General features: G+C 49.7%; 9 protein-coding genes. 1 reads left to right on the top strand and 8 read right to left on the bottom strand.

What is annotated here, in order from left to right:
* Positions 1-503: 503 nt before the first annotated feature.
* From ACE01T_RS16005 to ACE01T_RS15970, 8 genes are all read right to left on the bottom strand, one after another.
* A complete protein-coding gene (locus tag ACE01T_RS16005; RefSeq protein ID WP_004704305.1) occupies positions 504-1,634 on the bottom strand; it encodes an aminomethyl transferase family protein in 1,131 nt (376 codons plus the stop codon).
* Between the two features lie 62 nt (positions 1,635-1,696).
* A complete protein-coding gene (locus tag ACE01T_RS16000) occupies positions 1,697-2,716 on the bottom strand; it encodes a heme-dependent oxidative N-demethylase family protein (protein ID WP_086197620.1) in 1,020 nt (339 codons plus the stop codon).
* Positions 2,717-2,731: 15 nt separating this feature from the next.
* Positions 2,732-3,676: a PDR/VanB family oxidoreductase gene (locus ACE01T_RS15995; protein WP_031953670.1), complete on the bottom strand. Its 945-nt coding sequence runs from the start codon at positions 3,674-3,676 to the stop codon at positions 2,732-2,734.
* A complete protein-coding gene (locus ACE01T_RS15990; protein WP_004704312.1) occupies positions 3,673-4,212 on the bottom strand; it encodes a dimethylamine monooxygenase subunit DmmA family protein in 540 nt (179 codons plus the stop codon). The genes ACE01T_RS15995 and ACE01T_RS15990 overlap by 4 nt, the downstream gene beginning before the upstream one ends.
* Before the next feature lie 240 nt (positions 4,213-4,452).
* Positions 4,453-5,817, bottom strand: coding sequence for a trimethylamine monooxygenase (locus ACE01T_RS15985; RefSeq protein WP_004704315.1), 1,365 nt, complete (start codon positions 5,815-5,817; stop codon positions 4,453-4,455).
* A 127-nt stretch (positions 5,818-5,944) separates the two neighbouring features.
* A complete protein-coding gene (locus tag ACE01T_RS15980) occupies positions 5,945-6,724 on the bottom strand; it encodes a PAS domain-containing protein (RefSeq protein WP_395519663.1) in 780 nt (259 codons plus the stop codon).
* 25 nt (positions 6,725-6,749) lie between these two features.
* Complete coding sequence (locus ACE01T_RS15975; RefSeq protein ID WP_349929811.1) at positions 6,750-7,466, bottom strand: response regulator; 717 nt, start codon at positions 7,464-7,466, stop codon at positions 6,750-6,752.
* A gap of 1 nt (position 7,467) precedes the next feature.
* Positions 7,468-8,649, bottom strand: coding sequence for a sensor histidine kinase (locus ACE01T_RS15970; protein ID WP_395519662.1), 1,182 nt, complete (start codon positions 8,647-8,649; stop codon positions 7,468-7,470).
* 159 nt (positions 8,650-8,808) lie between these two features.
* Between ACE01T_RS15970 and ACE01T_RS15965 the strand changes: the two genes are divergently transcribed.
* Positions 8,809-11,154 (top strand): DUF1989 domain-containing protein, encoded by a 2,346-nt coding sequence (locus ACE01T_RS15965; RefSeq protein ID WP_395519661.1) that lies wholly within the window; start codon positions 8,809-8,811, stop codon positions 11,152-11,154.
* The last annotated feature ends 228 nt before the right edge of the window (positions 11,155-11,382 follow it).

The following is an 11,382-nucleotide window of genomic DNA, read 5'->3' as shown; positions in this document are numbered from 1 at the left end:
GTGAAATATTCATTAAATCATTGTTTACAAAAGAATTAATATGGGTGAATTATAGCAAAATAAAGCACTGTAATAAAGGCGATATTTGATTTTTTATGGCTATCGTCACTCGCTTATATCCCCCACCTGACTGTCGGTGGGGGTCTTACGCTCGATGAAGATAAGACTGAACTCAACGCTTTTATTGCCAGCCGGGTACAATTCTGACTACCCCTCTGAAAGCCTGTTGCAGCGTTTCTGCCCTTGTTCAAGGATTCTAAAATACCTTCTACGACTATGACCTATGCCGCTATTCTCGAGATGTGTTGCAACTTGCTACATGTCTACATCGCAGGTCATGTCCATGCGCGTCATTCAAATAAAAGGGAATAGGAAAACGGCTTCCCATCAGTTTAAAGCAGGCTCAGCTCCAGACTCATCGGCTGCTCAAACGGGTCAAATAGAACACCTAAAAAAATCCTGCAGTTAGCAGGATTTTTTAGGCTGAGTGGATTGCTGGCTACTTAGCCTTTTGCGGTACGTTTTAATTTCTCGGGATCATCAAATGGCAAGGTATGCGCGATTGCATTTACCTCCAGGCTGCCTTTGACCTGCAGGGCTTTACCCTGCTCTGCATAAGGCACATCCAGACGTGCGATGGCCACGGTTTTACCGGTCAGCGGCGAATGCATACCGCAGGTAATGACCCCCACTTGCTGATTGCCGTCCCATAAGGTATCTCCCATTGCAGGCACCTGATCGCCTTCCAGCAATACACCGAAGATTTTAAAGCGTTCTTTGCCTTTTAAACGGCGATGCTCATAGCAGCCGCGGAATTCGCCTTTATGCGGTGAAACCGTGAAATCCAGGCCGAGTTCCCACAAGGTGTCGCCGCAGACATCATTCTCGAAGGGGAAATATTCTGAATTATCATACGGAAAGAAGAGTAAATAACTTTCTGTACGCAGCCAGTCCAGCGTGGTAAATGAACAGGGAATAATGCCATATTCAGCGCCGGTACTGAGAATGGTTTCCCAGATCATCGGTGCATCGGCCGCCTTACAGAAAATTTCATAGCCGCGTTCGCCGGTATAGCCGGTACGTGAAATCATGACAGGCGCACCAAACAGTTTGGTTTGCAGATGGTGAAAATAGGGCAAATCACGAATGCCCGCGACATGTTGAGCTAAATAGTCCACGGCCAATGGCCCTTGCAGCGATAAATCATGCAGGTCATCATCAAACAGTACCGCAACCTGACGCCCAGCCGCTGAGCGAATCAGCATTTCATAGCCAATGCCTGTGCCATGCACCACCATAAAGGCATTTGGTCCGGTACGGTAAATCACGCAGTCATCCACAAATTTTCCTTGCTCATTCAGCATGGTCGCATACACGGATTTGCCGGGATACAATTTGGAAATGTCGCGGGTGGTTGCATATTCCAGCAGGCTTTCCGCATGCGGGCCGACATAATGGACTTTTTTCAGGCCCGAAACATCCATCAATCCGGCTTTGGTGCGGATAGCCGTATAGTGATCTGCAATATCCGAATCATAGGTCCATGCTGTTCCCATGCCGTTCCAGTCTTCTAATTTTGAACCGAGCTGACGGTGGTGGGCTGCCAATGCAGAAATGCGCCAAGAGTTTGCCATACAGGTCTTCCTTATTGAATATTTTAAAATGTGCTGATTACTTAATTTTTGAAACTGAGCTGTTATTCATCTACGCCATCGAACTGGCTGAGCCATTGCACCAGCGGTTCACGATATTCACTGATGCCCTTGTATTCTGCGATCGGCTCAGGCAAATCGCGGATTACGCGGTATAGCCGCTTGGCCCATGCCGGGTTGCGGGTCAAATCATTCAGGCTAATCAGATAAGTGCGGATACTGAACAGCAGTGCATTGCTGCGTGCCAGACGCGGCATTGTTTGTAGCTCCACCCGCAAATGCACCAGTTCACCGGCATTTTCCGCAGTGACCAGACCGCGTTCATGTCCCCATAAATGATAGGTTTCCGAGGAAGTATCCATACGCGGATTGATGGTCATTGTCCAATTCAGACGTCGGTAGGGCTGGCCAACCTGAATGTTGAGCAGGAATTTGAGTGCGCGCTCAAACACCCCCAGGTTATGTGCCAGTTTTGGTACAGGGGCGTGCCATTGCTTAAAACTCATGCCGGCATCAAAATTCAGTGACCAGTCTGCAGGGCCGGTGATCATGCCGGTATCCATAAACAAATCGCCATCACGCTGATCCAGCAAGGCAACATCGCCCTGGAACTGACGGCTGATAAATTCAAACGGCTCCATCGGCAAGCTGTCTGCCTGACCAAAAATAAAATGGACGTCGATATTTAATGGTTGATTGACCCAGTGCCAGTTCAGGCCATCACGCTCCAGCTGGAAATGTTCAGGGTAGTCTTCCGCATAATGCAGCATCACCATTTCCAAAAAGTCCCAGCTTGCTTGACGCATGTGAGGCATGATAATGCAACGTTTCGGATCCTTTTCCAGGGTTAAACGGCGCTCGTTCATTTCCGTTACATAATGTTCATCTACATCGAACCAATGCTCAAAAATGCTATCCGGCCTTGAAACAACAGGCTCAATATTCACCGAATACATATACTGGTCTTCGGGAAATGGAAAAGGAAAACGGGCAATCGCCTTTGCACTGTTATGGTAGTGAAACTGATCATGCATATTTTCATTGGGGTTAAATTGAACCGTCATCGTAATCTCCCAAAGCTATAGGTCTAAATGCAGGCAATGGCCTTGTTTGGCACGCGAAACGCAAGGCATCAACTGCGCCGAGCGCTCCTGCACCGTTAAATAATGATCCAGATGTTCTACCTCGCCTTGGCTGTAGGACGTGGCACATTGACCGCATACGCCGCCGCGGCAGAGATTGGGTACCTCAATGCCTTCTTGTTCCAGTGCTTCCAGCAGGCTAAAATCGCCGGGCACATGAATACGGCGCTGGCTTTTACTGAGCACGGCATCAAATGCGACTCCCGGTGCAGGCGAAGAAAAAGCTTCCCAATGCACACGTTTTTTTGACCAGCCCAGCATTTGTGCACAGTCAACAACAGCATGAATCAGACGCTCTGGCCCGCAAATATAGACATGGCTGCCGAGGGACTGCTGGCTCAGCAATGCGTTTATATCCAAACGGCGCTGGGTTTTTTCCGAATAAATATGTACCTGGTCATGAAACAGCTGCATCAGCATATCTTCATAGGCATTGCTGATGCCGTCACGACAGGCATAGTGCAGTTCAAAACTGTGCCCGGCATGCAGCAGGTATTTCATATGCGACAGGAACGGGGTAATGCCGATGCCGCCGGCAATAAATACATGATGCTGGGCCTGAGAATTGAGGGAAAATAAATTCAGCGGCGCAGAAATATTTAGGGTATCGCCCACCTGGATGTTTTCATGCAGGTATTGCGAACCGCCACGCGAGTTCTCCTGCAAGCGCACCGCAATTTGATACTGGTGCTGCTCATACGGGGCATTCAGCAATGAATATGCATTGCGGATGATGCGGCCTTCAACTGGCAACTGTACAATCACATGACTGCCGGAAGAAAACGGCTGCAAGGGGGCATCTAAAGCGGCCAAGGTAAATTCGCGAATCATCGGGGTAACTTGATAAATTCGGGTTACATGGACAGGAACGGTTGGGTTCATGCGCTGAGTGCTCCCATAGGTTGATGCGCATTGGCACAGACTCCCATATAGGCGCCAAGGCGTTCAGAAAAATGACTGCGGATCAGCAGTTCGACCTGACACTGTTCACAGCTACAAAGCTCGTCTTTAACGGTGTTCTGGGTATGACCGCAGTGCACGCAGTAGACTTTTTTACGCGGGTTTTGCAGGCTGGAGCTATCCGCAATCAAGCTGATTTCCTCATCTAGGCAGCCCGTACCCACCAGGCACTGCTGTACTGTCCAAACAAAGGATTCATCACCGCAGACCACGGTACGCACGCCGGCCTTTTCCTGCTGCAGCACTGTCTCTAGTTCATGCAGCAGGCCAGCCAAGGCTGGATCTTGTTGACTGTCCAGCATCAGCTGCACCGTTTGCGGATGCTGTTTGCTCATTTCGGTTAATTTCCGGGTCACTGCCGATGCTGCATGCTGCAACACCAGAACATACTTGGGTGCATTCCAGTGCAGCGTTTCTACAGTGTCATATCTGGGGGTACTGTGCATGGCTTCCATCATTTGAGAAACCTCATATAAGAACTACATAATCAGATATTTAAAGGTTTTTACGCCGCCTGGCCATTCCCTCTAAATCATACCCACTAAGGGGTAAAGCACGATATGCGGGGGAGATTTTTAAGCTAATGCGGAAATAAAAAAAGCAGCTGGAAACCAGCTGCTGCAGAAGAAACGTATGCCAGGTTGTTACTATGTGTTATGGGGCTGCCCGGCAGTGTTACGGGTCAAGCATTGACCGTGCTAACCTGCCTTTTGCTGTAGGTTGGCCTCGGTCTGTAAATAGGCCTCCAGGGAGTCATCCAGGGCATCAATCCAGGGCGTATGATGCGGCGTTGCCATCGTCCCGGTCATCAATGAACGGTAAGTATTGTCACGGAAGGCCATAATGTTTTCTTGCTTGTGTTTTTTCCATTGCAAAAAGGTCAGCCGCACCGCTTCAATATCAAAGCTTGGATAATCGGTCTGATCAATCAGGCGCATAATATAGTCGCCTTGAAATTTGAACATGGCTGCTGCATCCTGCAGGGTTTTTTCTTCCTCATGCCAGGCTTGGGTGTCGGCCTGCATCTCGGCAAAACTCGGCAAGGCAATTTTACCCAGCATCACATCGCGCGCATACCAGGCCTGTGCATCAAACATATTGAAGGAATACCACTGATCCTGCATGCCTAAATAAAATAGCTGCGGATTGGCTTCCCAGACCACACCCTGATACAGGTGCAGCGGATAGAGAATGTTATCGGTTTTTAGACGTAGGCTTTCCGACATGAAAGGGAAACTGTGCAAATAGCCAGTACATAAAATAATGGCATCAATCTCGGCCGAACTACCATCGGCAAAATAGGCATGGGTCTGATCGACCCGCAGCAGTTGCGGACGCTCTGACCAATTTTCAGGCCAGTGATAGCCCATCGGTGAACTGCGGTAACAGCTGATAATCTGCTTCGCACCATATTTATAGCATTGTGAACCGATATCTTCAGCAGAATAGCTGCTGCCGACCAGCAGTACATTTTTCCCTTTAAATTCCAGTGCATCGCGGAAGTCATGGGCATGTAAAATCCGCCCACCAAAACTGCCGAAACCTTCATATTCAGGAATTTTGGGGGTAGAAAAATGTCCAGAAGCCACCACCACAAAATCAAAAGTCTCGGTATACATCTCGTCGGTGACATGGTTATGCACCGTCACTGAAAACTGCTTGCTGTCCGGGTGAAACTCGACATGGCGCACCGCGCTGTTGAAGCGGACATATTTGCGTACATCGGCTTTTTCTACCCGGCCTTTGATATAGTCCCACAGCACGGCACGTGGAGGATAAGAACCAATCGGCCGGCCAAAATGCTCATCAAAGGTATAGTCTGCAAATTCCAGACATTCTTTCGGGCCATTCGACCACAGGTAACGGTACATGCTGCTATGCACCGGTTCACCATGTTTATCCAGGCCGGTATGCCAGGTATAATTCCATTGACCACCCCAGTCGGCCTGCTTTTCAAAGCATACCATTTCCGGAATTTCGATGCCCTTGCTTTGCGCAGATTGAAAAGCGCGCAGTTGCGCCATCCCGCTTGGCCCTGCCCCAATAATTGCAACTCGTTTCATGGTGAATCTCCATGTGATCTGTTTTAAACAAAACTGCCGTGATGCCATTACCTTAGACAGGCCTACAGTATTTCGAAATTCCTCAGATGGGGTATGCACAAGGGGATACTGACCTGGAGTCATGCCCTCAGTTTTGGATAAATACAGCGCCTTCCAGACCCAGTACCATGTCACTTTGCGAATACAGGCCCTGACCGATTTCCTGTACCCGCTGTATGCTGTTCTGGGCAGTAATAATGCGGTAGTGCAAATGAAATACGCGATGATGCTGCACAGCCAACTGGATACTGTCCCAGACATACTGCTGGTCATCGGAATAAATTAGCTGTCCGTAGCGCGGCGTATTGATCAGCAGCTCACTGTGATAACCGGTTATCTGCTGACAGCCGCTACTGACATAATCCATAGTCCAGTTCCAGTCATTGCGTGAACGGTACAGCATGACCGGCAGGCGCGAAAGCAAATCATGCAGACTGCGCTGCTGTGCATCCTGCAGTTCTTGCTGCCGGATTTTTTGCGTCTGCTCCGTGCCTAAAATGCACCATCCCCGCAACTGGTTTTTTCCGGCACCGGCACAGATCGGCTGCAATGACAGATCAAACCATACCAAGGGCTGTTCCGGGATTAACAGGCGCAGTGCCAGCTTACACGGCCGTCCGGCCATGAGGGCACATTGGAAGGTCAAACTATCTTCGGAATACAGCCAGTAGCTCAAGGGTAAGCGCTGTGCTGCAGCATCCGGTTGCAGCTGTAGCAAGTTGTGCCAGGTACGATTACTGCGCTGAATCGTGCCATGACTATCCAGCAATAGTGCAATATCGGCAAACTGGTCAAACAGTTCAGGCCAATCCTGATTCAAGTCCATATTCAGCCCATCTTTGCTGGAAGGCAGCGCTATTTTCGACATATCAGTATTACTCGCACGGTGAACCTTAAACGGAAGACGAGGGATAAATATCAAAATCTGCAGTGTTAAGCTGCTGATGCACCCACACGGAAAGCTCCAGCCGTGAATGCACATTCAGTTTGCGTAGCAGACTTTTCACATAGACTTTTACCGTACCGTCACTGATGCCTAATTCGCGGGCAATCAGTTTATTGTTCAATCCTTTGGCGATCAGCTTTAATGTTTCCTGCTCCCGCTGCGTCATTTCCGACAGCAGTTTGCGCTGCAATAGCACCTGTTCAGAGGTTTTATGCAAGGCAGCGGCTAAGGGTGCCGTCTGCTGCCGGACTTGCTGCGCCAGCAAAGCTACCCCATCGGCGTGCAATACGGTCTTGCCCTGCATGACTTGATGCAGTTGCAGCAGAATATCTTCCGGCAAGGTATCTTTGGGCAAAAAGCCATTGGCACCCAGACGAATGGCATCCAATACAATGCTGTCCTCCAGGCTGGCAGTTAAAATAATCACTTTAAGATCGACATTGCGTTCCCGGATGCATTTTAGTACCTCAATGCCGCTCATCTGCGGCATCTGTACATCCAGCAGCAGCAATTCAATGTTCGCGGTGTCCAGTGCTGACAGAAATGCTAATCCGCAGCTGTATTCCTGCTGTACATCAAAATGCTCGGACTGGCGGATAATATCCGCCACACCGCGCCTGAACAGCGCATGGTCATCTACAATACTGACTGCAATTTTATTCATCTCACTTCCCTCCAGTGCTCAGGTCTAATATCAGTTCAACGCAGGTGCCGCAGGGCCGATTCGGGCGGATACTGAGCACAGCACCAATCCGTTCGGCTCGTTCCTGCATAATTTCCAGTCCGAAACTGTCCGGCCGTTTCCGCCCTGCCTGTATGCCGCGGCCATTATCTGCAATCTGAATGTGCAGCTGCTGAGTGAAATTGCGCTTTACAGAAATGACGGCTGTACTGGCGTGAGCATGACGCACAACATTGCTCAGGCTTTCACGGATGATATAAAGCAACTGTACCGACTGTCTGGCACTGACTTTCAGCTGTGGGACACGGTTATCCAGTTCAAAAGCCACACTGGACTGATGTTCAAATTCGGCAATAATTTTTTTCAGCGCGGTGAAAAAATCCAGTTCCTGATAGGTTAAGCGTGAGGCGGTAATTAATTCACGCACCTGCTGGTAAGCATAATGGGTATAAGCCGCCAGCTCCTCGGTCTGTTCCAGCAACGGTGCATAGCTAGGCTGCTGTTTGCATTGCTGGTTCAGCTGCGCGGATTTCAACCTTAAGAATCCAATAATTTGCGCAATGCTGTCATGTAAGTCAGCCGAAAAATCACGCCGCTCCTGCTGCAATATGGTTTGTATGCGCTCCTGCTGTAGCGCACGTTCCTGAAAGCCCGATTGCAAAGCCTGATCCAGCTGCTGCAGTAGCTCCACGTCCACCGGCTGGGCTGCCGAATAGTTTAAATAGACCCGCCAGACTGCAAAATTCTGTCCAGTAAACAGCGAGAGGCAATCATGCTGCCCCAGCAGCAGCGGCACATCCTGCTGCATCACCGCTACAGAACGCGGTAGCAGCTGCTCTTGGAGCAGACGTACCTCAGACTGCGCCAGCGGTTGCGCCAAGGCATGAAAAATGAAACATTCCTGAGTGAAGGGATAGCACATCACCAGACAATATTCCGGCAAGTCCGGCACAGGAAAATGCTGTTTCAGCCATTGCAGAAAAAGTGGCAATTCGGCCTTGGTATCCTGAATCTGCATCAGCTTTAATTTGGCCTGCAGATAAAACAGCGTCAATTCACGCTGGCGAAGCAGCCGTTGGGTCTGATCTAAATCACCTGCCTGGTTTATGGCCCGCTCTGTCTCTATTTTGCTGTCATTCATCACTTCACTCGCAAGATGCGCCATGCTGCTGAATTATTCTTTACAGTTAAATTATTTGAGCAGGAATCATGCCAACATCCAGCACTACCCTATTCAGGGTATACCTCTGGAGAAATTGCTGTTCCAGCAGAATATGTGTGAAATGAAGAGCATCAGAACCAGCGGGACGCTTTGGGCTCATCTATGGGAACGCTTACTTCAGCTTTAGCCACTGCAGTGACAGATGAATATATTCATCTGCAGCAGCCAATCCATGAACTGTATTTGCGCGCAGATGCACAGTGCATGCACATTTTTGACCTGGATGCGGGTGATCGCATTCAATTTGACTTACCTGAACAACAGAGTATTGATCTACTGATTTTCAATACAGAACAGCAGCTTAAGCCAGAATTGCTACAGGCACTACAGGCCGAATCCCACCTAGTGGCCAATGGTGCTCGGGCTACACATGCACAGTTAAATCAGGCCAGCGCCTCTAGCCAGCGCCTGAAACAGCAGTTAGCACAACATGCTATACAGCCTGACTGGCTGGAGCAGGCGCTGACCTTGCATAGTCCTGGAAAGAACATTTTTCAGGCATCGGCGGCAATTCAAGTCATCGTGCTGAATACCGGCCTGGACATGAATGTACAGCAGCAGTACTGCATAGATGAAGTTCCAGTGACGCTATTTAAAGCCCAGCCCGTGCATTATTATTTGCCGCAGCCTTTAGCCAAACCGGTGCAGGAAATTCTGATACCACGCGCTTCAGCACGGACGTATAGCGTTAAAGCAGGACAATGGATTCAAATTATAGACTTGTCGGGCAAGCAGTGTTCCGATTTTTTGGCCTTTGATGCCCAGGCTTTGGCCCTGGGCCAAGAACTGGGTCTGGATGCCATGGCCACCCGGACCATTTTGGGGCATGCCACCCCGGCTCCCGGGCTGCACTCTAAGTTTTTTGCCTCAGATCTGCAAGCACTGGCCGAAGTGGTTCAAGACACCGTGGGCCGGCACGATATGTTCCTGAGTGCCTGCAGTCCGAAGTTCTATAACGATTCCGGCTACTTTGGCCATATTTCCTGCACCGATAATTTTAACCAGGTTCTGCAGCCTTTTGGCATCCAAAGCCGCAATGCATGGCCTGCCATTAACCTGTTTTACAACACCTTTGTTGAACCTTGCGGTGCAATCAGCATGGCAGAACCGTGGTCCAGACCGGGAGATTATGTCCTGCTGCGTGCCCACCGTGATCTGCTCTGTGCATCATCTGCCTGCCCTGACGATATTGATCCTTCCAATGGCTGGGTACCGACGGATATTCTGGTCCGGATTTATGATCAGGATCAGCATTTCCCACGCTCCCAGCATTATCGAATTGACCCCGAGGAACTGCCGCGCATGACCCAAGCATCAGGATTTTTTCCGCGCATCCAAGCGCTTACTTCAAAAATCAGTGAGTACCACGGCTATTGGATTGCCAATGAATACGACGGCTGGGGTGCCAAAGCGGAATATCTGGCCTGCCGTGAAAGGGTCGCCATGATCGATTTAAGCGCGCTGCGCAAATTTGAAATTACCGGCCCGGATGCAGAAGCTTTTATGCAGTATGCCTTGACCCGCAATATCCGCAGACTGGCGGTGGGTGAAATTGCCTACTCGGCCTCCTGTCTGGAAACAGGCGGCATGGTGGATGACGGCACGATTTTCCGCATGGGTGAAAACTGTTTCCGCTGGATTTGTGGTGATGAATATTCAGGAACCTGGCTGAAACAGCTGGCACAGCAGCATGGCTATAAAGTCAGCATCCGCAATTCATCCCGGCATATTCACAATATTGCAGTGCAAGGTCCACACAGCCGTGCGCTGTTGCAGCAACTGATCTGGACGCCGGAACATCAGCCAAGCGTAGAAAAATTAGCATGGTTCCACTTTACCCTCGGCAAGCTGGGCGGTACAGACGGGATTCCGGTCATGGTATCACGCACCGGCTATACCGGTGAGCTGGGCTTTGAAGTCTGGTGTCATCCTAGCCATGCCGAACAGCTTTGGGATGCCGTTTGGCAGGAAGGCCAGCAATATGAGATTGCTCCGCTCGGTTTTGATGCCCTGGATTTATTGCGCATAGAAGCTGGGCTGATCTTTGCACAGCATGAGTTTTCAGCCGAAACCAATCCCTATGAAGCCGGCATTGGTTTCACGGTACCAATGAAAACCAAGGAAGAAGATTTTATCGGCAAACAGGCCATGAAAAATCAGGCGCCGGAAAGCCGACATAAACTCATGGGCCTGGTCCTGGAAGGCAATGAAGCGGTCCAGCATGGCGACCCGGTCCATGTTGGACGTTTTCCTGTAGGTGTGGTGACCAGTGCAGCCAACTCCCCTTTGCTGCAACAACAGATTGCCCTGTGCCGCCTTGCACCGCAGTATGCCCTAACAGGCACCGCTGTCGAAGTTGGACAACTGGATGGTCTTAAAAAACGCCTAAAAGCCAAAGTGGTGGAGTTGCCTTTTTATGATCCACAAAGGTTAAGAGTGAAAAGTTGATTATCCAACCCATCATTTTTGCCTAGCTGTTGGATGCTCTTTAAAGCTGAACATTGCCACCGCTGAACAGCCATCCTGAACATAAGACCAGCGCTGCATTTTTCTAGAGGGTGCGGTGCTTTAACCGTTATTTAAAACCTACTTAAACCTACTTACGTGGGTTTAATGTTTAATTCCTACTTCATCATCAAGAACCAATTGCTATTGCGCTTGGGATTACCTCAATTC

The sequence above is a fragment of the Acinetobacter uliginosus genome, assembly GCF_044130295.1.
In the GTDB taxonomy this organism is placed as follows: domain Bacteria; phylum Pseudomonadota; class Gammaproteobacteria; order Pseudomonadales; family Moraxellaceae; genus Acinetobacter.
Note: the sequence above shows the minus strand (reverse complement) of the source record. Positions and strands in the feature narration are given on the sequence as shown.

Excerpts from the sequence above, each read along its gene's own strand:
- ACE01T_RS16005 (WP_004704305.1), bottom strand. The coding sequence starts at position 1,634 with ATGGCAAACTCTTGGCGCATTTCTGCATTGGCAGCCCACCACCGTCAG.
- ACE01T_RS16000 (WP_086197620.1), bottom strand. The coding sequence starts at position 2,716 with ATGACGGTTCAATTTAACCCCAATGAAAATATGCATGATCAGTTTCAC.
- ACE01T_RS15995 (WP_031953670.1), bottom strand. The coding sequence starts at position 3,676 with ATGAACCCAACCGTTCCTGTCCATGTAACCCGAATTTATCAAGTTACC.
- ACE01T_RS15990 (WP_004704312.1), bottom strand. The coding sequence starts at position 4,212 with ATGATGGAAGCCATGCACAGTACCCCCAGATATGACACTGTAGAAACG.
- ACE01T_RS15985 (WP_004704315.1), bottom strand. The coding sequence starts at position 5,817 with ATGAAACGAGTTGCAATTATTGGGGCAGGGCCAAGCGGGATGGCGCAA.
- ACE01T_RS15980 (WP_395519663.1), bottom strand. The coding sequence starts at position 6,724 with ATGTCGAAAATAGCGCTGCCTTCCAGCAAAGATGGGCTGAATATGGAC.
- ACE01T_RS15975 (WP_349929811.1), bottom strand. The coding sequence starts at position 7,466 with ATGAATAAAATTGCAGTCAGTATTGTAGATGACCATGCGCTGTTCAGG.
- ACE01T_RS15970 (WP_395519662.1), bottom strand. The coding sequence starts at position 8,649 with ATGGCGCATCTTGCGAGTGAAGTGATGAATGACAGCAAAATAGAGACA.
- ACE01T_RS15965 (WP_395519661.1), top strand. The coding sequence starts at position 8,809 with ATGGGAACGCTTACTTCAGCTTTAGCCACTGCAGTGACAGATGAATAT.